Origin of the sequence: Clostridium sp. BIOML-A1 (genome assembly GCF_009874105.1) — a bacterium.
In the GTDB taxonomy this organism is placed as follows: domain Bacteria; phylum Bacillota; class Clostridia; order Lachnospirales; family Lachnospiraceae; genus Coprococcus.
In genome coordinates this window covers 78,150-102,881 of the sequence record NZ_WWTL01000006.1, presented here as the reverse complement: position 1 = coordinate 102,881, position 24,732 = coordinate 78,150, and the positions used below count along the sequence as shown (strand labels likewise).

17 protein-coding genes and 1 other annotated feature are annotated in these 24,732 nt (G+C 42.1%); of the genes, 12 read left to right on the top strand and 5 right to left on the bottom strand.

The genetic code is table 11. The features are described from left to right. Window positions 1-104 precede the first annotated feature (104 nt). Together GT641_RS06470 and trpE are read right to left on the bottom strand one after the other, a co-directional pair. Window positions 105-671, bottom strand: coding sequence for an aminodeoxychorismate/anthranilate synthase component II (locus tag GT641_RS06470; RefSeq protein WP_008401724.1), 567 nt, complete (start codon window positions 669-671; stop codon window positions 105-107). Continuing rightward, window positions 668-2,155, bottom strand: coding sequence for an anthranilate synthase component I (gene trpE, locus GT641_RS06465; protein WP_161117107.1), 1,488 nt, complete (start codon window positions 2,153-2,155; stop codon window positions 668-670). The genes GT641_RS06470 and trpE overlap by 4 nt, the downstream gene beginning before the upstream one ends. A 151-nt stretch (window positions 2,156-2,306) precedes the next feature. Continuing rightward, window positions 2,307-2,555, bottom strand: a binding site (T-box leader). A gap of 200 nt (window positions 2,556-2,755) precedes the next feature. On the opposite strand from trpE, the gene pta reads away from it, so the two are divergent. From pta to GT641_RS06430, 7 genes are all read left to right on the top strand, one after another. Next, window positions 2,756-3,805 carry a phosphate acetyltransferase gene (gene pta / locus GT641_RS06460; RefSeq protein ID WP_161117106.1) on the top strand — a complete coding sequence of 350 codons (1,050 nt, stop codon included), beginning with the start codon at window positions 2,756-2,758 and terminating at the stop codon, window positions 3,803-3,805. Between the two features lie 324 nt (window positions 3,806-4,129). After that, window positions 4,130-5,275, top strand: a complete 1,146-nt coding sequence (locus GT641_RS06455; RefSeq protein ID WP_161117105.1) for a hypothetical protein — start codon at window positions 4,130-4,132, stop codon at window positions 5,273-5,275. A gap of 72 nt (window positions 5,276-5,347) precedes the next feature. Next, window positions 5,348-6,202: a DUF6734 family protein gene (locus GT641_RS06450; RefSeq protein ID WP_243143707.1), complete on the top strand. Its 855-nt coding sequence runs from the start codon at window positions 5,348-5,350 to the stop codon at window positions 6,200-6,202. Between the two features lie 10 nt (window positions 6,203-6,212). Beyond that, a complete protein-coding gene (locus GT641_RS06445; RefSeq protein ID WP_161117104.1) occupies window positions 6,213-6,680 on the top strand; it encodes a GtrA family protein in 468 nt (155 codons plus the stop codon). 230 nt (window positions 6,681-6,910) lie between these two features. Further along, window positions 6,911-8,149, top strand: coding sequence for a beta-ketoacyl-ACP synthase II (gene fabF, locus GT641_RS06440; RefSeq protein ID WP_008401733.1), 1,239 nt, complete (start codon window positions 6,911-6,913; stop codon window positions 8,147-8,149). 6 nt (window positions 8,150-8,155) lie between these two features. Next, complete coding sequence (locus tag GT641_RS06435) at window positions 8,156-9,865, top strand: acetyl-CoA carboxylase carboxyltransferase subunit alpha (protein WP_161117103.1); 1,710 nt, start codon at window positions 8,156-8,158, stop codon at window positions 9,863-9,865. Window positions 9,866-10,230: 365 nt separating this feature from the next. After that, entirely contained in the window at window positions 10,231-11,850 is a 1,620-nt protein-coding gene (locus tag GT641_RS06430) for a DUF2436 domain-containing protein (RefSeq protein WP_161117102.1), read from the top strand. A gap of 219 nt (window positions 11,851-12,069) precedes the next feature. Here GT641_RS06430 and fucO read toward each other — a convergent pair whose 3' ends face one another. Together fucO and GT641_RS06420 are read right to left on the bottom strand one after the other, a co-directional pair. Continuing rightward, window positions 12,070-13,218 (bottom strand): lactaldehyde reductase, encoded by a 1,149-nt coding sequence (gene fucO, locus GT641_RS06425; protein WP_117807899.1) that lies wholly within the window; start codon window positions 13,216-13,218, stop codon window positions 12,070-12,072. A gap of 187 nt (window positions 13,219-13,405) precedes the next feature. Further along, a complete protein-coding gene (locus tag GT641_RS06420) occupies window positions 13,406-14,275 on the bottom strand; it encodes a DMT family transporter (protein ID WP_161117101.1) in 870 nt (289 codons plus the stop codon). 458 nt (window positions 14,276-14,733) lie between these two features. Between GT641_RS06420 and dnaK the strand changes: the two genes are divergently transcribed. The 5 genes from dnaK to GT641_RS06395 all read left to right on the top strand — a co-directional run bounded on the left by dnaK (window position 14,734) and on the right by GT641_RS06395 (window position 21,516). Continuing rightward, complete coding sequence (gene dnaK / locus GT641_RS06415; RefSeq protein WP_161117100.1) at window positions 14,734-16,488, top strand: molecular chaperone DnaK; 1,755 nt, start codon at window positions 14,734-14,736, stop codon at window positions 16,486-16,488. Between the two features lie 105 nt (window positions 16,489-16,593). Beyond that, a complete protein-coding gene (locus GT641_RS06410; RefSeq protein WP_021944313.1) occupies window positions 16,594-16,989 on the top strand; it encodes a hypothetical protein in 396 nt (131 codons plus the stop codon). Between the two features lie 14 nt (window positions 16,990-17,003). Then, on the top strand, window positions 17,004-17,915 hold the full coding sequence (locus GT641_RS06405; RefSeq protein WP_008401740.1) for a DUF5685 family protein: 912 nt from the start codon (window positions 17,004-17,006) through the stop codon (window positions 17,913-17,915). Further along, a complete protein-coding gene (locus GT641_RS06400; protein ID WP_161117099.1) occupies window positions 17,916-18,716 on the top strand; it encodes a DnaJ domain-containing protein in 801 nt (266 codons plus the stop codon). Between the two features lie 355 nt (window positions 18,717-19,071). After that, entirely contained in the window at window positions 19,072-21,516 is a 2,445-nt protein-coding gene (locus GT641_RS06395) for a glycogen/starch/alpha-glucan phosphorylase (protein ID WP_008401742.1), read from the top strand. 814 nt (window positions 21,517-22,330) lie between these two features. Here GT641_RS06395 and GT641_RS06390 read toward each other — a convergent pair. Next, on the bottom strand, window positions 22,331-24,712 hold the full coding sequence (locus GT641_RS06390; protein ID WP_161117098.1) for a right-handed parallel beta-helix repeat-containing protein: 2,382 nt from the start codon (window positions 24,710-24,712) through the stop codon (window positions 22,331-22,333). Between the last annotated feature and the right edge of the window lie 20 nt (window positions 24,713-24,732).

Below are 24,732 nucleotides of genomic sequence, written 5' to 3'. Positions count from 1 at the left end.
TTAGTTCGAAGTTACACAGAGTGGAAACGAGCGGAAGCGTTCCCTGGTTGGTAATGGCAAAAATGTTTAATCTAAGTAGTGTATTGCAACCTGCAAATGTCTGGTTATGCCTCTAAAAAGTTTCGTAAGATGATCGTTCCTTTTGGTGTCAGAATCGACTCCGGATGGAACTGGACACCATATATTTCATAATCTTTGTGTTTGACTGCCATGATCTCATCATCATCGGTTCTGGCGATAACGGTAAGAACATCCGGGAAGTTTTCTTCGGAAGCGGCAAGGGAATGATATCTGGCAACCTCGATCCTTTTTTGAAGTCCCTTGAACAGTTTGCAGTTGATGTCGACATTTGCAACGGACATTTTGCCATGCATCAGCTTTTTGGCGTATGTGATCGTTGCACCGTAGGTTTCACAGATTGCCTGATGTCCGAGACAGACACCAAGGATCGGAACCTTGCCGGCAAAATAGGAGATGGCTTCTTCGCAGATACCTGCATCGGAAGGTCTTCCAGGACCCGGTGAAATGATGATCTTATCCGGATTCATTGCTTCAATCTCCTGACAGGTATATTCGTCATTTCGTATCACCTTGATGTCAGGATTGATCTTTCCTACAAGCTGATACAGATTGTAGGAAAAACTGTCATAATTATCGATCAGTAATATCATGCTTCGTCACCTCGTATCTTCTGAGAATTAATCAATGCATCCGTTACGGCTTTTGCTTTGTTGATGCATTCCTGGAATTCGTTTGCCGGTACACTGTCGGCTACAATGCCGGCACCGGAACGGACAAATACTTTATGCCCCTTGCGGTATGCGATTCGGATCGCGATGCAGGTATCCAGATTTCCTGAAAAATCGATATAACCGATCGCGCCGCCGTAAATACCTCGTTTGTTATTTTCAAGCTCGTTGATGATCTCACATGCCCGGATCTTCGGTGCACCGGATAAGGTTCCGGCCGGAAGAACCGCATCGACAGCGGAGATCGCATCCAGATCCTCACGGAGTGTTCCGCGTACGGTAGAGCCGATATGCATAACGTGTGAATAACGCTGGATGGACATATATCGTTCGACTTCGACCGTTCCAAACTGACTGACCTTTCCGAGATCATTTCTTCCGAGATCCACTAACATATTGTGTTCTGCAAGTTCCTTTTCATCTGCCATCAGGCTCTTTTCCAGTTCCAGATCTTCGACCTTTGTCTTTCCTCTTGGTCTTGTGCCTGCCAGAGGAAATGTATGGAGAACGCCATCCTCTACCTTGACCAGAGTTTCAGGGGAAGCCCCGGCAACCTCGATCGTGTCACCGTCAAAGTAGAACATGTAAGGAGATGGGTTTGTGCTTCGGAGCAGCCGGTAGGTATCGAACAGGCTTCCTTCCATTTCGGCTTCCAGTCGGTTGGAAAGCACGACCTGGAAAATATCTCCTTCATATATATAGTGCTTTGCCTTTTCTACCATCCGGCAGTAGGCTTCTTTGTCAAATAATGGTTTGAATTCTGTCTTAAGAACAGGAGCAGGAATATCGGCTTCTGCACCATGGAGAATGAGTTCTTTCATTTCTTTGATATCCTGTAAGGCTTTCTGATATCCTTCTTCGATATTTGCTGTGCTGGCATTTGCGATCAGGATCAGCTTGGATCTTACATTGTCAAATGCGATCACCTTGTCAAATAACATCAGATCGACATCTTGAAATCCTTCCTCGTCTTTCGCATCAAGCACCAGCTTCTTTTCACTGTATTTCAGATAGTCATAAGAGAAATATCCAACCAGTCCGCCGGTGAAAGTAGGGAAGCCTTCGATCTTCGGACTCTTATAATCTTTTAAAACCTCACGGATGAAGATTTCCGGATGGATGCCGGAGGTCTCTTTGATGACTGCTCCGTGCTCATCCTTTAATGTCAGGGTTCCATTCATACAGGTGATATCCAGCTTCGGGCTGTATCCAAGGAAGGTATATCTTCCCCAGAGCTCCTGATTCTCCACGCTTTCAAGAATGTAGCAATGCTCATTTTCCGCTTTCAGTTTCTTTAGCAGATTGATCGGAGTGATGATATCAGAGAGCATCTCATAACAGACAGGAACCATGTGGTATCCCTGTTCGGCGTATTCTTTTGCTTCGCTAAGTGTTGGTCGTATCATATGTTTCACCTCGTTCATAAATAGTAGTTTAATAAGTTATTTGAAATTGTGTCATGTATGGTGAGGTGCGCTTTGCCTAAGCTGCTTTTTATAAAAAGAAAAAGCACCGTCAGAAGATTGCATAAAAAAATCTCATCCAAAAGCAAAACGCTTATAGGACAAGATACAAATACAACACTCCTGCGGTGCCACCTATATTCATCAAAATCTGATGCACTCAACCATATACTAACATATATGTACTTTCTATAACGGGAAGTCTCCGTCGCCCCTACTAAAATCGCTCGTTCGGTTTGCCCTCGCAAGTCCATTCACTTAAGAAATCATCACTGCAATCTCACCACCTGCAGTTCTCTGGACATGTTGTTCATAAGCTACTCTTCTTGCTCATTGGTTTGTTTTATTGCATTCATATTGCACCAGTATGATATATTTGTCAAGAGCTAATTTTAAAATTGTTCGAAAAAAGGTACAATTATTTCGATGGAAAACCTTGTTTATTCGTTAAAAATCACTATAATAAAAGTAAGATGACTCGCTATGCGCAAGTATAGCTTTTAATACTGAAAATATACGGAACGTGTATGTAATGCATGATATATGATTCGTATAAATAATCAATGGAGGACTATAATCGTGGAAGAACGTAAAAATTTTGGCTTCGGTGTATTGATCGATATTTTGAAGAAAAATCCAAAAACAATTGTTTTGACTGAAGGTACTGATCCCCGTATTCTGGAAGCATCTTCAAGACTTCTTGCAAGTAACTTCCTGCATCCGATTCTTGTAGGAGATCCTGATAAGATTTATGAAGTTGCAGAGGAAAGTGGTTTTAATATAAGAGGTTCAGAGATCATCAATCCAAGAGATTTTGATCGTATGGATGAGATGGTTGATCTGTTTTGTGAGCTTAGAAAGAGCAAGGGCGTGACACCGGAACAGGCAAGAGAGATCCTGTATCAGAATAACTATTTTGGTACTATGCTTGTTAAGATGGGAATTGCAGATTCACTTCTTGGCGGTGCTACATATTCAACAGCAGATACAGTAAGACCTGCTTTACAGCTGATCAAGACCAGACCGGGCAACACACTGGTTTCATCCTGTTTCATTCTGGTACGTCCATTTGCAACAGGTGGTAATGAAGTGTTCGCTATGGGTGACTGCGGTATCAACATCAAGCCAAATGAAGATGAGCTGGTTGAGATCGCAGAGGAGACGGTTCGTTGTGCAAGAATCTTCGGTGTAGATCCAAAGGTTGCATTCTTAAGCTATTCAACCTATGGTTCCGGTAAGGGCGAAGATGTGGATAAGATGAGAAATGCAGCAAGAAAGACAAAGGAGCGTAACCCTGATCTTCCGATCTCCGGCGAGATCCAGTTCGATGCAGCCGTATCACCTAGAGTTGCAAAGAAGAAATGTCCACAGTCAGAGGTTGCAGGAAATGCAAATACCTTTATCTTCCCTGATATCAATGCAGGAAATATCGGTTATAAGATCGCACAGAGAATGGGTAACTTCTCAGCATATGGCCCGATCCTGTTAGGACTTAATTCTCCTATCAACGATCTGTCCAGAGGATGTACAGCAGATGAGGTTTATTCTATGGCGATCATCACAGCGGCATTAGCAGATAATAAAGATGCATAAATTGTAGATAGATAAAAGCCGGACACGATCTTTGGTTTAAAGAGATTGTGTCCGGCTTTTGTCTATTGTCTAAAGATGATTATTCTATTTGCAGGAATTCTGCGGCTGTTAATATTTGTGGCTTTTGAAGTCCTGATTCTGCTGATTTTTCAGTGCAAGAAAGTGTGATTTTTCTTGAAATAAATGGGTAAATGGTTTACCATAATATCATGAGTATTTAGTGTGGGATTGTAGCGCTTTTTTAGCGTGAAGGGCGAACAAATGACGCCTGTGAGACAGAAAAATTGGGACAGCATATTTGTAGGTGTCAGAATGGAGATTTGAATGAGTTTCGTGTATTCATTGTTTTTGAAGAGAGCAGGAGAGGAACTTTCACAATTTGATAACAGAATTTCTAACATGCTTCCAGTGGCTGCCGGTCTGGTTTTTTTTGATATGCGAAACTATCGTAATGATAATGGGGAATTTAATGTTTATATAGAGTGGAATGAGGAATTGAATTCCGTTCTGAACGACAGACTGCCTTCGGGTGGTTATTTTATAAAGGCAACAGGAAAACAGGCAAGACAGTTGGAAGAAAAAACAGGTGGAATTCCTGTTTATATGAAGTTGATCGCGCATGAGGGCAGGCTGTATCCGTATCGCACATATGTGATGTGGAATGGCAGGCCTTTTAGTGTGGAATTTAACGGAAATATATTGATTCCGGTTGATTATAAAAAGAAAGCTGAGACTGTGAAAATACAGGGTTCTCAGAATGGCAGTAAAGGAAATCGTATGGATGTATCTGGCAGCCAGATGAGTAGCAGTCAACGAAGTTTATTCGGTACAAGCCAGAGCGGATTGTTAACAGGCAGCAATCGAGAATTCTGGACGAGCAGCAATCGACCTTGGACATATGAGTGGGAATATGAGAATGGCAGCCAGAGAAGTTTATTCGGGGGCAGTCAGAGAAGTTTGTTTGGTACAAGCCAGAATGGATTCTTTTTTGGAAGCCAGAGAGAATTTTTGACAGGTAGTAATCGGGGCTTCTTTTTTGGAAGCCAGAACGGCTTTTTCTTTGGCAGTAACCGAGGCTATCTGACGGGCAGCAATCGAGAATTCTGGACGAGTAGCAATCGACCTTGGATGTATGAGTGGGAATATGAGAATGGCAGTCAGAGAAGTCTGTTTAGTACAAGCCAGCGTGGAATCTACTTTGGAAGTCAGCGAGAATTTTTGACAGGCAGTAATCGGAGTTTCTTTTTTGGAAGCCAACGCAGCCTTTCCTTTGGTAGTAACCGGGGTTATTTGACAGGCAGCCGGTACACGCCGACATTTTATCAGGCAACGGATGGTGGGGCAGATGATTATGATATTCCGCATTGGTATTACATGCCGCCGGAATGGCAGCTTATAAACCGGTCAAAACGACCATTCAGCAGAAAAGGCGGAAACAGCACATTTGGCTATGGGCTGGATTTAATATAGAGCGGAAGCGTCCCTTGGCTGAGAAGGTCAAGAGCCTGCAGCTAATTAATATTTAGCTGGTTTTGAATTATCTTGAAAGGACAACATATGGACGGATTTCATTCCTTATGGTCAAAACCGTATATGGCGGGAAAACAAGCGGAAGAATATTGGATGCAGGACTATGAGGTCCTTACGATGATTCTTTCGGCATTGATGTGGAGAAAATACAATGGGGGAATTCGTTTGTGTGCGGATGCAGAGGCAAGAGCATTTATCGAGAAGCTGGGACTTGCGCACATCTGGAATCTCGGAATCGAGGAAATTACAGTGCCGGAAGCGGTACCGGAAAAGGTGTTCTGGGCAGCCGGCAAATTATATTCATTGAAAAAAATGCAGATGCCTGCGGTCATGGTGGATCTGGATCTGATCATCTGGAAGGATATACGGAATATTATAAAGGATACGGACATCTGTGCAATTCACAGAGAAGGGATATTCCCTGACGTGTATCCGGGAAAAGAGTTTTTCCGGATGAAGCCGGAGTATCGGTTTGACCCGGACTGGAGCTTTGAGGTTCTTCCGGTCAATACCTGTATGTTATATATCGCGGATGAAGCGTTTAAGAATTATTATGTTGACAGTTCGATCACATTTATGGAGAATTGTCTGGAGACGGAGGAGAATCTCTGTCATATGGTATTTGCGGAACAGCGGCTTCTTGCGATGTGTGCAGAGAAGCAGGGAAAGCAGATATCATCTTTTTTTCCCGGTTCGGCACAGATCGAGAACCAGGATATATTCACACATTTATGGGGCTATAAGAACATTCTAAAATTCAATTATAAAGAAAGGGAAGCTTTTAACCGTAAAATGTATGATCGCATCGTCCGGGAATTTCCGGAAGAAGAGACGACACTCAAGCAGCTTCCGATATCAGGACTATAGGGAGAATGGTATGAAACTTTTACGCAAAATACCAAAGGAAATATACATATATATCGCGTGGGGCATACTCGTAGGGGCAGTGAACTTAGGGTCTGCCTGGTTTTTTATGTACAAATGCGGGATAAATGAGATCTATGCCAATTATATGTCGTGGATTCTGTACAATTATGTGTCATTTGCGACAAACCGCAAATCTGTATTCCACACAAAGGCTGCAACGATAAAGGCATATTTTATTGAACTGGGATTATTCTATCTGAGCCGGATATCTACACTTCTGATCGAAACGGGAATTATCTTTGCGCTTGTTACCGGACTGAAATGGAATGCGATGGGAGTGAAGGTATTTACATCTATCCTTGTGATCTTTTTGAATTATTTCATCAGTAAGAAATTCATCTTTTCCATTCAATACGAAAAGAAAAATAGCGGAGAAATGTTGTCGGAAGACGAAGTATGCCGCGAAATCGTGAGATAATTAATAAAAACTTTACAAGATTTATTTCCATATTTTTGTAAAATGTAGTACAATATCGGCGTAACCATGCATTCTGTGCAGTATGTGTGGTTTATACATAAGCTGACAAAGTAAATTTTTATAGAATTTAACAATGCAGGATTTCTTCTATATCTTTCACAGATAATCTGGATGGTATATATATGGAAGAAAATGGAAATCATACTTTATATTAAGGAGAATTATTGAATATGAGTAGAAGAGTAGTGATTACAGGAATGGGAGCGGTTACTCCACTTGGCCTGAATGTGGATGAGTTCTGGAACGGCTTAAAAGAAGGCAGACATGGTTTTGGACCGATTACACAGTTTGATGCATCAGAATATAAGTGCAAGGTTGTAGGTGAAGTAAAAGGATTTGTAGCAAAAGATTATATTGATCCAAAGGCTGCAAGAAGAATGGCAAGATTTTCACAGTTCGCAGTTGCAGCGGCAAAGGAAGCAGTTGCAGATGCAAAGCTTGACATGACAGCAGAAGATCCATACATGGTTGGAACCTGTGTTGGTTCCGGTGTAGGAAGCCTTCAGGAACTTGAAAGTGCATATGAGAAGATCATGACAAAGGGACCGAATCGTGTAAGCCCATTTACAGTACCTATGATGATCAGTAATATCGCAGCAGGTAATATTGCGATCCAGCTTGGCTGCAAGGGAAAGAGTATTGATGTTGTTACAGCATGTGCATCCGGTACAAACAGTATCGGTGAAGCATTCCGTACAATTCAGTATGGAGATGCAGATGTAATGATCGCCGGTGGTACAGAAGCAGCAGTTTCACCGATCGGTATCTCGACATTTGATGCATTAACAGCGTTGTCATCATCTGATAACCCGGACAGATGCTCAATTCCATTTGATAAAGAGAGAGATGGTTTCGTTCTTGGTGAAGGTTCCGGTATCGTTATTCTTGAGGAACTGGAACATGCTAAGAAGCGTGGCGCAAAGATTTATGCCGAGATCAGCGGATACGGATGCTCCAGTGATGCATTCCATATCACAGCACCGGAAGATTCAGGCGAGAGCCCTGCAAGAGCAATGTTAAATGCTGTAAAGGATGCAGGCGTATCACCGGAGGATGTTGCATATATCAATGCACACGGAACCAGTACACATTTAAACGATCTGGTTGAGACCAGAGCGATCAAGAAAGCATTTGGCGATCATGCAAAGGACATCAAGATCAATTCTACAAAGTCTATGACAGGACATCTTCTTGGTGCAGCAGGTGCAATCGAATGTATCGTTACAGCAAAGACGATCGAAGAAGGCTATATCCACAGAACCCGTGGACTTCATGAGAGTGAAGAAGAACTGGATCTTGATTATTGTAAGGAGCCATATGAGCAGGAGGTTGACTGTGCGATCAGCAATTCTCTTGGATTTGGTGGACATAACGCATGTATTCTTTTACAGAAATATAAGGAGCAGTAAAAAGAAATGTTATTTATAAAGAAAAAGGCAAAAGAAGCCGAGATGGAAAAAATGAAGGCTGTCGAAGCAGAGCAGCCAAAACCGGAGACTGTAAAATGTCCGAAATGTGGAGCTGAGCTTGATAAGCAGAGAGTTGTAAAGGCAAAATATATTTGTTATGAATGTGGTTCTTATTTCCGTGTTAAGACAAAGAACCGTATCAAGATGGTAACAGATTCAAAGTCATTTGAACCATGGTTTGAAGATATGCCGATGTCAAATCCGTTAAATACAGCCGGATATGAAGATAAGGTTAAGGCTGCGCAGGAAAAGACAGGATTGAAAGAAGCGGTTACAGTCGGTAAGGCTCTGATCAATGGTGAGCCGGCTATGATCGGTATCTGTGATGCCAGATTTCTGATGAGCAGTATGGGCTATGTTGTTGGTGAGAAGATTGCCAGAGCGGTTGAGCGTGCAACAGAAGAAAAGCTTCCTGTATTCATGTTCTGTTGTTCCGGTGGTGCCAGAATGCAGGAGGGTATCATTTCCCTGATGCAGATGGCAAAAACCTCCGCAGCATTGAAGAAACATTCAGAAGCCGGATTGTTATATGTATCGATCCTTACAGATCCTACAACCGGTGGTGTAACAGCCAGCTTTGCAATGCTTGGCGATATCATCTTAGGTGAGCCTGGTGCTCTGGTTGGCTTTGCAGGCCCTCGTGTTATCAAACAGACGATCGGACAGGATCTTCCGGAAGGCTTCCAGCGTTCTGAGTTCCTGGTAGAGCATGGTATTATCGATGGTATTATCACCAGAGATAAGATGAAGGATACCATGTATCAGTTGATTGTTACGCATAAACAGAGAACCGGTTATGCAAACTTCGATAAGGAAGAAGACGAGAAGTTTGATATCAGCGAGATCTTAAAGGAGAGATTGACTTCTGTTGAGAATAAGACTCCTTGGGAGAAAATTCGTGGTACAAGACAGATGACTCGTCCTTGCGCACTTGATTATATTGATTATATCTGTGAAGATTTCCATGAGATCCATGGAGACAGAACAATGAATGATGATAAAGCGATCGTTGGTGGTATCGGTCATATCGATGGACAGCCTGTAACAGTGATCGCACAGGTAAAGGGTTCCAGCATGACAGAGTGTATGGAGCGTAACTTCGGTATGCCGCTTCCGGATGGATACCGTAAGGCACTTCGTCTGATGAAACAGGCAGAGAAGTTCAACCGTCCTATCATCACATTTGTAAATACACCCGGTGCATTCTGTGGACTGGAAGCAGAGGAACGTGGTATGGGTGAAGCAATCGCAAGAAACCTTTACGAGATGTCAGCCCTTAAAGTTCCTGTACTTTGTATCCTGATCGGTGAAGGCGGCAGTGGTGGAGCACTTGCTATGGCAGTTGGTAATGAAGTATGGATGCTTGAAAATGCAGTATACTCCATTCTTTCACCGGAAGGCTATGCATCAATTCTCTGGAAGGACAGCAACCGTGCAGAGGAGGCAGCAGAGGTTATGCAGCTTACCGCACAGGATCTTTCAAGACTTGGTGTGATCGAGAAGGTTATTCCTGAGTATGGCGGAGCAGATAAAGAATCTGTCCCATATATCGGTAAATTCATTAAGATGAATGCCAAGGAATTCCTGAAGAAATTCGATGGAATGAGCGGCGAAGAAATTGCTGCTGCAAGATATAAGAGATTCCGTGAGATGTAAATAAAATAAAAAACAGGGATGTAACATTGAGGGCATCATAATATTATGTAGCAAGCCTGCCTGAGCGTCGGTACTTAGGTTGCGTCTTTTGCAACCTTATGTACCGCTACGACGAAGGTAGAGCGAAAGCGTCTTGCGGAATAATGATTATGATGCCCTCGATGTTACATCCCTGTTTTTGTAGCCGTCCTTTTTGTACACTTTGATTGATGACATTCAAATATCGTATATGTTATAATTAACATATGTACTGGTTTCAATTATACAAAAGGTTATTTCTGTTGGGGTTATGCAGAGCCTTTTGGTCAGGGAGATTAATACAGTGCGAAGCGGAGGTTTATCATTTAGAAATGGAGGGTAAAGAAATGAGAAAACGAATTGTAAGCAGTTTATTGTTAGGCTGCGCATTATTAACAGGAGGTGTGTCAACTGCTTATACTGTGCATGCAGAAGATTCGCAGACACAGACAGGCACGGCTACAATCATATTGGTTAATAACTGTGATTGGGAAGACAGCTCAGGATTTCAATTTTTGTTGGATGAAGACCATGATACATATGGTGATGTAATACCAGATAGTGGTCCGCTTAGTAGAAATGATGATGTCCCGTCATCTGTGTACGACAGGTTCGAATACAAAATACCTGGAAATGCAGATGGAGCAAGGGATACGCAAAATAGTATCCCATATGGTTCATCAGCCAAAATTACAATTCCGTCAGGAACATATGATTATGTTATTACAAATCCAACACCAGATGATAGAGTTTGGATCGTAGGAAATGGGGGAACAGATAAAGCGCGCATGGATGACTATGTTTTTGAAGCAGGAAAGGTATATACATATACTGTTTCAAAAGTAGGTAGTGGAGATGGAGTATATCTTTCCATACATGAACATAGTTATAGTAACAGTATCTGGAACAGTGATGAAAGCGGTCATTGGCAGGAATGTGACGATACAAATTGTCCGGATAAGGCATCAAGTGTGACTGCCAAGACAGCGCATATATCAAATGATGATGCAGATTGTACGACTGCTGCTACATGTAATGTATGTGGATATACAATTGCGGCAGGCAGATCAGAACATGCATTTGGGAAATGGCAACATGATGATGCTGCTGCAGGAATGCATATCCGGAAATGTGAGACAAATGGCTGTAACGCTTCTGAAACCGCAAAGTGTAGCGGCGGCAAAGCAACTTGTACAGAAAAAGCAAAGTGTGAGGTTTGTGGAGAAAGTTATGGAGATCTGAATCCGAGCAATCATACGGGAACAGAGGAGTGGATTCAGACAGCTGATACACACGAGAAGAAATGGAATTGCTGCAGCCTCGTAAGTGTTGCAAAAGAAAAGCATGAATGGAAAGATGGTGTATGTCAGAAATGCAGCTATAACTGTGAACATAGCGGAGGCACAGCAACCTGTCATGAGAAAGCAGTTTGCACAAGCTGCGGAGCAGAATATGGTGAATATAATTCTGATAATCATGCAGGAGAAACCGAGGTCAGAAAGAAACAGTCAGCAACCTGTACCAAAGATGGCTATACCGGAGATACCTACTGCAAGGGATGCGGGAAAAAGCTTTCATCCGGTTCGGTGGTTAAAGCAAAAGGACATAAAGGCGGTACAGCCACATGTAGTGAAAAAGCAAAGTGTGAAGTATGTGGTGAAGCTTATGGAGAAATAGATTCAGAAAATCATTCAGATTTCAAGCATGTTGATGCTAAGGCTGCTACGAAAAAGTCTGAAGGAAATGTTGAATATTGGTATTGTGATGGTTGCGGAAAGTATTACAGCGATGAAGCCGGAAAGAAAGAGATCAAAGCAGAAGCTGTAATAATACCAAAGTTAAAAGATGAACCGAAGTCTTTACAGACAGGTGATAACAGTGTACCTGTTTTGGCGGTTGTTCTTTTATTTGTTAGTGGTGGAGCTGCCATTGGAGTAATGAGCATTAAAAAAAGGAGAAAAAAATAAAAGACCGGTTAGCTGTAGGATATTTTACAGATAGCATAAAAACAGGGATGTAACGTTGAGGGCATCATAATCATTATTTCGCAAGACGCTTTCGCTCTATCCTCATGTAACGGTACTAAGCTCCCGCTTATCAGCGGATCGCTAAGGACCGACATTCGGATAGGCTTGCTACATAATATTATGATGCCCTTAACGTTACATCCCTGTTTTTTTACAAAACTAGATCAATGATTCATACAGCTTTGTGATATCTTCTACGCTTGTCTCCTTTGGATTGCCCGGACGGCAAGCATCATCATATGCAGACTGAGCAAGGAAAGGAATATCCTCCGGTTTTACGATATCCTTTAAGTCGGCTGGAATTCCAACATCCTGTGATAACTGACGAACAGCATCGATGGCTGCCTTTCTGTATTCTTCCTGTGTCATATCGTCAACACCGGCAACTCCCATAGCACGGGCAATCTCCCGATATTTCTCGCCGGTTGCTTCTGCATTATATTCCATAACAGTAGGAAGGATGATCGCATTTGCAACACCATGTGGTGTATCATACAGAGCTCCCAGAGGGTGAGCCATAGAATGAACGATACCAAGACCTACATTTGAGAATCCCATACCGGCAACATACTGGCCAAGTGCCATATCAGCTCTGCCTTCCGGTGTATTTGCTACAGCACCACGAAGAGAACGGGAAATGATCTCGATTGCCTTTAAGTGGAACATGTCAGATAATTCCCATGCAGCAGCGGTAATGTAACCTTCGATCGCATGTGTCAGGGCATCCATACCGGTTGCAGCAGTCAGACCTTTTGGCATAGAACTCATCATCTCAGGATCAACAAATGCAACGACTGGAATGTCTTTTGGATCCACACATACCATCTTACGGTTCTTCTCTACATCTGTGATAACGTAGTTGATCGTAACCTCGGCAGCAGTTCCGGCTGTTGTAGGTACAGCGAAGATAGGTACGGATTTATTCTTGGTAGGAGCAACGCCCTCAAGACTTCTGATATCAGCAAAATCCGGATTTGCGATCACGATACCAACGCCCTTTGCTGTGTCCATGGATGATCCGCCACCGATCGCAATGATGTAATCAGCTTCGGCAGCCTTAAAAGCAGCAACACCTGACTGAACATTCTCGATGGTTGGGTTTGGTTTAATGTTGGAATAGATCTCATATGCAAGACCTGCATTGTCCAGAACGTCTGTTACTTTCTTAGTAACACCGAACTTAATGAGATCAGGATCAGAGCAGACAAATGCTTTCTTGAAGCCACGGCCGATGGCCTCTGTAGCGATCTCTGCGATCGCGCCTGCTCCATGATAAGATGTTTCGTTTAATACAAATCTGTTAGCCATATAAATAATACCTCCTATTATGTAACTGTGTGCAGATAACTTATATATACTGCACAAATTAATTTATATATTCTTTACAAAACAAGGCAAAAACACCTGTTGAGTACAGTGTAATATACTTTACTGTTGTTGACAATATACAAATAATAAGAAATATTATAGTAATAATTATAAAAAGTATCTAAATTTACCTGCCGGCTGTATCTGCTTTTAATCCTGCGCGCCAGTTCAGATAAGAAATGCCGATGATAATGGCATAACCAATAAAGCTAAGTGCATCCGGTATCTGGCTGAAGAAGATAAAACCAAGGATTGCCGAGGTGATGATCTGCGAGTAATCGAAGATCGATATTTCCTTTGCCGGAGCATGTGAATAAGCGGCCGTGATCGAGAACTGACCGACAGCAGCGGAGGCACCTGCCATTAATAGACAGAACAACTGGAAAAATGACATCGGTTTATAAAATGCGATCACAAATGGCAGCATGACCAGAGTCGAAAATGCGGAGAAAAAGAATACGATCTGTGGATTCTTTGCACCGTGGTTGCTTAGATATCTTACTGCTGCGTAAGCAGCACCTGCACCCATACCGCCGGTAAAACCGATGAGACCCGGAGCAAAATCAGCGAAGTCCAGGGATGGTTTGATAACAAATAAAGCACCGATGAATACCCCGATCAGAGCAGCATATTGTTTCAGACTTGCCTTTTCCTTTAACAGGAAGATCGAGAAGATAACAGCGGCAAACGGTGACAGCTTATTTAAGATCGAAGCATCGGCGATGTTCATGTGATCGACTGCATAGAAGTTACACATGATACCGAGTGTGCCGCAGATCGACCGCATAAACAGCATCGGAATGTGCCGTTTCTCATAATGCAGTCCGAGATCACTTCGGATCAGGACAACAAGCGCGATGAATGCTGCGACCAGGTTACGGAAAAATGCTTTTTCAATCGTAGGAAGATCGCCGGATAATCGTACGAATACGTTCATAAAAGAAAAACCGACACCGGCCAGAATTATATAAAGAATTGCTTTTGTTTTCTCTCGCATATAAAAACACCACTTTCTGTTTGTTAGATATTTGCGGAAATAAACAGTATTTTCGCATTATGCCGGTATGTGAAGACACATTCCATAGCAATGCTCATTATAGCATGTTTTCGTATTTGTCAGCAGCCAAAGTTTTATGAAACACTTTATACTTGCTTTATAAACTATACACAATTTATTCAAAAAACTTGTCTATCATACTTTTAGAAAAAACAAAGTAGATACTATTTATATAGATATTACACAATATAGGATATATCAGTATAGATATCTTCGTTTGGTATAGAACAGACCATGATGTCTGACTACCTTATGAAGCAAACCTGTTCGAACGTCGGTCCTTAACGAATCACCGTAGGTGAGGAGTTTAGTACCGTTACGTGAGAATAGAGCGAGAGCGTTTTGCGTAATAAGGTAGTCAGACATCATGGTTGTCCGGATAGAAAAGGAGATCATACATGAGCAGGGTAATAGGAATAGATTTAGGAACGACAAATAGCTGCGTGGCCGTTCTGGAAGGAGAACAGGCGACGATCATACCGAATGCCGAAGGCAACCGTACCACACCATCGATAGTAGCCATTACGAAAAATGGCGACAGACTGGTGGGGGATGCTGCGAAGAGACAGCTTACGGTAAATGTAGACAGAACCATTGCATCGATCAAGAGAGAAATGGGAACGGCATATAGAAAAAGAATAGATGGAAAAGATTACTCACCACAGGAGATATCGGCGATCATTCTGTCAAAGTTAAGAGCAGATGCAGAAAACTATCTGGGTGAGCCGGTTCATGATGCGGTCATCACGGTTCCGGCGTATTTTGATGACAGCCAGAGACAGGCGACAAAGGATGCAGGAAAGATCGCAGGGTTAAATGTACTTCGAATCATTAACGAGCCGACATCAGCGGCACTTGCCTATGGTCTGGATAACGGACAGGCACAGAAGATTCTGGTATATGACCTTGGTGGCGGAACCTTTGATGTATCCGTGATCGAGATCGGAGATCATGTGATCGAGGTTCTGGCAACTGCAGGTGACAATCATCTTGGTGGTGATGATTTTGACGAGCGTCTGGTGCAGTATGTGATAAAGTCATTTAAGAAAGAAACAAGGATCAATCTGGAGAAAGATATAACCGCGGTACAGCGTATCCGGGAAGCATGCGAAGAGGCAAAGAAGGAATTATCCAGTACGCTGCAGACTCATATCAATCTTCCGTTTATCACGGTCGTAAAGAACGAGCCGAAGCATCTCGATATGCTCATAACCAGAGAGTTGTTCAATGAGCTGACAGATGATCTTGTAAAACGGACAGACGGTCCGGTCAATCAGGCACTTCGGGATGCAGGTATATCAGCCGGAAGTTTAGATAAGGTATTATTGGTTGGTGGGTCAACCAGAATCCCTGCCGTTATGGACGAGGTTAAGAGGATAACCGGAAAAGAGCTTTCGAAGAATCTCAACCCGGATGAGTGCGTTGCGATGGGAGCTGCGATTCAGGGAGGAAAGCTCAGTGGTGGTCTGACCGTTACAAATAAGGTAAATGATATTTTGCTGATGGATGTAACGCCATTGTCTCTGTCAATCGAGACCTTAGGTGGTATTGCAAATGTACTGATCCCAAGAAACTCACCAATTCCGACACGGGTATCTAAGATCTTTACAACGGCCGGAAATTTCCAGCGCGATGTAGAGGTAAAGGTGTATCAGGGCGAACGCAAATATACCAGAGATAATAAGCTACTTGGTAACTTCCGCCTGAGTGGGATCAAGCGAGCACTTGCAGGAGTTCCGCAGATCGAGGTTACATTTGACCTTGATGTAAATGGTATACTAAAGGTATCTGCAAAGGATCTTGGCAGAGGCGTGGAACAGCAGATTGTGATCACATCCAGCACGAATCTTTCAGAGGAAGAGATCCGTCGGGCAAGGGAAGATGCCATGCGGTACGAGAAAGAGACTCAGGGCAACAAGGAAAATATGGATATCTGGAACGAAGCTGAAGCATATGTATATAAAGTAGAAAATCAGTTAGAGGTACAAAGTCAGAATCTGGATAAGGCTCAGATCAAGAAGATTCGGAGAGATTTGGAATACTTAAAGAAACTGGTATGTCGGACGGATGCTGACCGGATCACGGATATAGAAGCGGGCAATATAAAGGATGCTTACAGACAGTTACAGGAATCTGCAATGATCCTTGGATAGGCAGAATATTACGATCGTCGGATCGGAAATATATAGATAGAATACATGATCTGAAGGTGCTGAAATGGCAGCAGATCTGCAGGGTAAAGAAAGAATGGTGCTTATATGAGAGATAAGATTTATAACTTTATGCGAACAAGATATGGGAATGATCAGTTTTCATCATTTCTGACCTGGATGGGCCTGATCCTGATCATCATAGATGTCTGGGCGAAGACAGGAGTTTTGTATTTCCTTGGACTTGCTTCTTTTATCTATGGATATGTGCGCATCTTTTCTAAGAAATATGACAAACGTGCGGCAGAAAATAAGTGGTTTCTAAGCCACACGACAGGCGTTCGAAATGTATTTAAACGGATGAAAAAAAGCAAAGAAGCCGGAAAAGATTATAAGATCTTCACCTGCCCACGTTGTGAGCAGATGATCCGGATTCCACGAGGCAAGGGCAGGATCGAGATAAGATGTCCGAAATGTGGGAATACTTTTATTAAGAAAAGCTGATTGGAGACAGGCGCGTGTTTGGATATATAGTAGTAAACCAGCAGGAAATGAAATTTAAAGAATTTGACGAATACCACAGGTATTACTGCGGGTTGTGCAGGGCGTTAAAAGAAGATCAGGGCGCAAAAGGTCAGTTGTCATTAAGCTACGATATGACATTTCTGGTGCTGCTGCTTACCGGATTGTATGAGCCGTCAGAGGAGCGGGGTACAAAAAGGTGTGTGGTCCATCCGATGACAAAGCATGAATATGCCAGAAATCTGTACTCCGATTATGCAGCGGATATGAACCGTATACTTACATATTACAAATGCATGGATGACTGGACAGATGATAAGAAGCTGTTTCGTAAGCTGTATGCGGAGCTTTTAATACCGAAGAAAGAGTTGGAAAAGGAAGACAGTCGATTATATGATTACAGACAAAAGATTGATACTATTGCAGATCGGCTTGCAAAGATCAGCGAGCTTGAGAAAGAAAACAGTGAAGATCTGGATCGGTTATCAGGATATTTTGGTGAAGTGCTGGCAGAGATATTTGCCGTAAAAGCTGATGCATGGGAAGAAAATCTGAGAAAGATCGGTTATTATCTTGGAAGATTTGTATATATTCTGGACGCTTACGATGATATTGAAAAGGACCGAAAAAAACACAGCTTTAATCCATTGATACACAAGCTTACATGTAGTGAAGAAATGAAGACAGAGGACATTCCGGTGGAGGAATGGCAGAAGCTTGCAGACTGGGTAAAAGAAGTCCTGATGATGCAGGCGGCAGAATGTGCCAGAGAATTTGAGAAGCTTCCGATTATAAAAAATGTGGAAATTCTCAGGAATATCGTGTATTCTGGCATATGGAATAATTATTATAAAGCAACTGCCGAAAGATGCGGTAGCAAAGCAGATAACAGGCAGAATGGAGAATAAATGAAAGATCCTTATGAAGTACTGGGATTGCCGCATGGTGCCAGTAATGATGAAGTAAAAAGTGCATACAGACGATTGAGCAGAAAATATCATCCGGATGCGAATATCAACAATCCAAATAAAGCCGAGGCTGAGGAGAAGTTCAAAGAGATCCAGCAGGCATATAAGGCGATCATGGATGGTGATACCGGTTATGGAGATCCATACGGAGCAGGTGGATATGGCAGCCCATATGGAAATGGTTCATATGGTTCGGGCAGTTACCGAAACAGCAACAGCGGTGGAAGAACTACTTATGATGAGTCAGATCCGTTTGGCGGTTTCTATGGCGGTTTTGACCCGTTTGGCGGGTTCGGCGGATATGCCGGCGGAAGACGGGAGGACTATGATCCGAACGATCAGGATTCCAGATATTTTCAGGCGGCAAGAAATTATCTGCGGTCAGGCAGTTATGAGGAAGCAAGAACAGTATTGAACCAGATCCAGGATCATAATGCAAAATGGCATTATTATTCTGGTGTATGCAATGCCGGACTTGGTAATCAGATCCGGGCGCTTGAGATGCTTCAAAGGGCGATACAGCTAGAGCCGGATAATATGGAATACAAGCGTGCATACGAACAGATCAAGAGCGGATCGAAATGGTATATGGATCAGGGACAGGGTTATGGCATGGATATGTCAGGCCGGGATATGACAAAATGCTGTAATACTTTCTGCACTACCCTGCTTTGTCTCTCCTGTTGTGGTGGAAATATGTGCTGTTTCCCTTGTGGCGGCTATTATTCAGGCGGTTATTAGAAGGAAAATCCCTTATGAAACTGTTCAGATATTGGTATGCCCCATAGGGCAAGAGCGTATAAATAACTATAAAAACAGAAAATAATTGAAAAATCATTGTAAAATTGCAAGATTAATTAGACTTTGGTCTAAAAAATATGTATTTTCCTACAAAAAATTAAGACATGTATTGAGAAATACATGTTTTTTTGTTAAAATGATATAGGTTTCTTCCAAAATTTCTCATGGTAAAACTGGATATTATGATGAATTAGGGTGAAAGAGATATAAAGGATGCGGATAATATCGGCATCTGATTATAGAAAAATCGTCAGGGATGCATTCTGGCGTGCAATTTTCAAGGAGGATACGATAAATGAAAAAGTTGATTGATTTCGACAAAGAGGGCTTCAAAAAAGAGGTTATTACAAATGTAAAGACATTGTACAGAAGACCAATCGAAGAGGCAACTCCACAGCAGGTATTCCAGGCTGTCAGCTACGCTGTTAAGGACGACATAATAGACAGATGGATAGCAACACATAAGGAATATGAGAAGAAGAATGTTAAGACAGTTTACTATCTGTCCATGGAGTTCCTGATGGGTAGAGCCCTGGGAAACAATCTGATCAATCTGACATACTATGATGCAGTAAAAGAAGCCTTAGATGAACTTGGATTTGATTTGAATCTGATCGAGGATCAGGAGCCGGATGCAGCACTTGGTAATGGTGGTTTGGGACGTCTTGCAGCATGTTTCCTGGATTCTCTTGCTACACTTGGTTATCCGGCATACGGATGTGGTATCCGTTATCGTTATGGTATGTTCAAGCAGGCAATCAAAGATGGTTATCAGATCGAGTTGCCGGATGACTGGTTAAAGGATGGCAACCCATTTGAGATCAAGCGTCCGGAGTACGCTGTAGAAGTTAAATTTGGCGGTTATGTAAGAGTTGAGAACAGAGACGGAAGAAATTACTTTATTCAGGATGGTTATCAGACCGTTCGTGCCGTACCATATGATGTTCCGGTTGTCGGTTATGGCAACAATGTTGTAAATACACTTCGTATCTGGGATGCAGAAGCAGATCAGGAGTTCTGTCTTGATTCATTTGACAAGGGTGAATATGAAAAGGCTGTTGAGCAGCAGAACCTTGCTAAGACAATTGTTGAAGTCCTTTATCCAAATGATAATCACTATGCAGGTAAGGAATTAAGACTGAGACAGCAGTACTTCTTCATTTCAGCGTCTGTTCAGAGAGCAATCCTGAAATTCAAAGAGAAAAACAGTGATATTCATAAGCTTCCGGAAAAGATCACGTTCCAGATGAATGATACACATCCAACAGTTGCAGTAGCAGAGTTAATGAGAATCCTTATGGATGAAGAAGGTCTTGAGTGGGATGATGCATGGGATATCACAACCAGAACATGTGCATACACTAACCATACGATCATGGCTGAAGCTCTTGAGAAATGGCCAATCGAATTATTCTCAAGATTACTTCCTCGTATCTATCAGATCGTAGAAGAGATCAACAGAAGATTTGTACTGAAGATCCAGTCTATGTATCCGGGCAACCAGGATAAGGTTAAGAACATGGCTATCCTTTATGATGGTCAGGTTAAGATGGCACATCTTGCTATCGCAGGTTCTTACTCTGTAAATGGTGTTGCAGCACTTCATACAAAGATTCTGGAAGAGAGAGAGCTGAAGGACTTCTATGAGATGAGACCTGAGCAGTTCAATAATAAGACAAATGGTATTACACAGAGACGTTTCCTTCTTCATGGTAATCCGCTTCTTGCAAGCTGGATCACAGATAAGATCGGTGATGAATGGATCGTTAAGCTTTCAAATCTGAAGAAGTTAAAAGTATATGCTACTGATGAGAAGTATCAGCAGGAATTCATGAATATCAAGTACCAGAACAAGATCCGTCTTGCAAATTATATCAAGGAGCATAATGGCGTGGATGTAGATCCTCGTTCTATCTTTGATGTACAGGTTAAGAGACTTCATGAGTACAAGAGACAGCTTCTTAACATTTTACATGTTATGTATCAGTACAACGAGCTGAAGACAAATCCGTCATATGATATGTATCCAACAACATATATCTTTGGTGCAAAGGCTTCCGCCGGTTATAAGAGAGCAAAGCTTATCATCAAGCTGATCAACTCTGTTGCAGATGTTATCAACAATGATGCATCTATCAAGGGTAAGATCAAGGTTGTATTCATCGAGAACTACAGAGTATCCAATGCAGAACTGATCTTCGCAGCAGCAGATGTCAGCGAGCAGATTTCAACAGCTTCCAGAGAAGCATCCGGTACCGGTAACATGAAATTTATGTTAAACGGTGCAGTTACACTTGGAACCATGGATGGTGCAAATGTAGAGATCGTTGAAGAAGTTGGTGAAGAAAATGCAGTTATCTTCGGTTTAAGAGCTGAAGAAGTTATGAAGTATGAGCGTGAAGGTGGATACAATCCAAAGGATATTTACAACAATGATGCAGCAGTAAGAACTGTTCTTACACAGCTTATCAATGGTATGTATTCTTCTGATGACCCGGATCGTTTCAGAGATCTGTATGATTCACTTATCAACGAAGATGTATACTTCATCCTTAAGGATTTTGCTTCTTATGTAGAAGCTCACAGAAAGATCGATACTCTTTACAGAGACGAGAAGAACTGGGCTAAGATGGTTATGTTGAATACAGCATGCTCCGGTAAGTTCTCATCAGACAGAACAATCGAAGAGTATGCAAAAGAGATCTGGAACCTCAAAAAGGTTAAAGTCACATTAGACTAATAATATATGTACGACCCGTGATCGTTATATAGTACATCCATTATTCCGCAAGGCACTTTCGTTCTATCCTCGGTGCAGCGGTACATAAGGTTACAAAAGACGCAACCTAAGTACCGGCACTCGGATAGGCTTGCTGCATAATGATGTACATATATAATGCTCACGGGTCTGTTTATGTATACAAAAAAAGACATATATACATTTATGCCGCAGAACGCTCGCGCTCTATTTTCACGTAGCGGTACTAAGCTCCCACCGTTTGGTGGGTCGCTAAGGACCGACGTGAGTAACTGAGATCTTAACGAGGCTAGCCGAGTTTAGTTCGAAGTTATACAGAGTGAACAGGTCTGCTGCATAAAGTATATAGGGGTCTTGTTCTATAAGTGATATTTTTATGACCGGCGGTAAGTATATAATACACATATTATTTCGCAAGACGCTTTCGCTCTAATCCTCGTGCAGCGGTACATAAGGTTGCAAAGTACGCAACCTAAGTACCGGCCTCGGATAAGGCTTGCTACATAATAGTGTATCTATATACTTACCGCCGGTTTGTTTTATTGTTACTTCAGACAAGAAATGTCTTATTTCTTATAGAACAGACTTAATGTACAAAATGAGGAAGGTTATACTATTATGAAGCAAGCCTTTTCTCGCGTCAGTCCTTAGTGATCCGCCGTAAGGTGGGAACTTAGTACTGTTACGCGAGAATAGAGTGCAAACGATTTGCGTAATAATAGGTATGATCTTCCTCATTAGTATAGAAGATGTTGATTGCTCTATAGGAAATAAGACATTTCCATTTATGATGGGGCTATTTCTTAAGCTTCACTTTTTTTGTGTCGGTGTAGACTTTCTTTTTGGTGGCTTTCTTTATTGTGTTGGAGTAGACCTTTCCGGTACAGGCTTTGTCGGCGTATACACCGAAGGTAACGGAAGAAATCTTGTTTTTGGTTATAAGGATCTTGGCTTTTCTTATGGTGAAGCCGGATCCTTTTTTATTTCCGGTAATTGTGTTGTTTGTAGCGGTAATTTTGTATTTTGTTGTTGCAGGCTGGATATAGATTCCTGCATTTGAACAGCCTGATATTTTATTTTTTTCGATCTTCAAAGTATTTGAGATACTTCCGATCAAGATACCGCTTGTTTTGGCATTTTTGATCGTGTTGGATGATATTGCCTTGCCAATAGATGACTTATTCAGGGTCTGAATTCCGTATTTGGTAGCAGATGATATCTTATTGCCATTAACACTTCCGGTAACCTGAGATTTCAGAGATACAACGATAGCTGAGTCACTACATTTTTCGATCGTGTTTTTATTGATCGATCCTTTTACCTTGGAAGAATTGTAAAGGACAATTCCACGGTTGGATGAGTATTTTGCGGCACCGGCCAGAATCTTATTTCCCGTCATGGAGCCGGTGGTTGATTTTAAACTGATCTTTATACCGGCCAGATTTGTATGTTTACCGTTTTTTCTGGTATCAGTGATCGTGTTATTTGCGATTTTGCCTGTTGTACAGTTATTATAAACAGAGATACCGCCTTCTTCGTTATAAGATGAAATTTTATTTCCGGTGATATTTCCCGAGGTGCAGTTATTGCTGATAAAGATGCCACCTCGTTTGCAGCTTTTGATCTGATTATCCGATATGCCTTCTGTGCATTGGCTTTTATCATATATCTGGATTCCGCGTCCGCCGCATTTGGAAAAAATATTTTTGGAGATCCCCTTTACGGAAGATGACTTCTGTACGAGAATACCGTTTCTGGTCATTCCGGATATATGGTTATTGTTTATGATAATATTTTTGGAATCCATTTCTACCAGAATGCCATCATGATCGTTTTTGGACGGATCTTTGGAAGAAAAATTCTGCCCAATGATTGTATTATCATATGCGCTACATCCGTGAGCATCAAGGAAATGAATGCCATGACCGGTGGTGTGGATTGTGTTGTCGGAAACAGTTACACCACTGATATAGTAGTTTCCGGCAGGAAGAATGAATCCGTCACCGCCCTTTTTTCCACTTTCCTGTTTGTATCCGGAGACTTTGATTCCTTCCGGTGTAATACAGCTAGGAGAATAACGGAGGGAGATATTATTGCCGCTGATAACTGTATTGAGTTTATAGCGGAAGGATGCTTTATATTTATTCTTGCCATCCAGAATTGAGGTGTTGATCGTATTAGCGGCAGCTTTATAGTTTTGAACAAGGATACCGCCACCGCAGTTCTTGATCGTGTTATTTTTAATTTCACAGTTATAATAGTTCAGACCGATAATGCATTCTTCCAGTACGTTATCAAAGGTATTGTTGTTTATCTTAATATTCTCATGGTAAGCGCCGATCAGCATCGTATGGCTTCCGAGACCTCTTGCAACATTTTTAAATGTGCAACCGGTAATCTCGACATTTTTCATCGGAGTGCCGTCTTCGTATATATTCGGGAATACAAACTCACGGCATGGCATATCGAGCTGAAGTGCTTCCTGATTTTCGTGGTTATTGATATCGGTTGCTTTTCCATTGTCCCGGAATGTACAGCCCGTTACATAGAAGCCGTTGATTGCAGCTACTTCCATCTGGTGAAGACAGCCGCCTCCTTTTAAGGTGATTCCGTTTAAATGAACATTGGTTGCATGGGAAAGACGCACGATTGTTGAGTCGTTTGATGGAATGCTGATGAATGTTCCGCCGTTTATGGTTATGTTTTTGAATCCGTTATAGCCGCTACATAATGAACTTGTATTATAGTTGTTCTGTCCTTTGTATGCGCCGTTTGTTCCGGTGGTGATCATGTTGATCGGTGTATCCGCTGTGCATTTGATACTTACACCTGTCAGGTTCAGTGTTGTATTGCTGTAGATATGTAAAGCAATGTCCTGAGTATAACTTCCTGCCGGAACATTGACGGTGATTATGTGTCCGTTGGAATCCGCAAGATCGCGTGCAGCTTTTAATGCGTCATTTAATACTGTTCCAATTTCACTTCCGTTTTTAGCGGAGACCGTAATCGTGTCGCCGGAAACAGAGTATGAATTTGCAAATAGTTCCGGTGAGGTGTCATTTGATGCTGTGCTTTCAGTAGCTGCTAAGTTGGCTGCAAATGTCTGTGTATCTGCTGTATAAGCAACACCGGAAACAAGCAGCAGTCCTGAAGCAAGCAGGATAAGATGTTTTTTCATATATATGTCCCCTTTCAGTT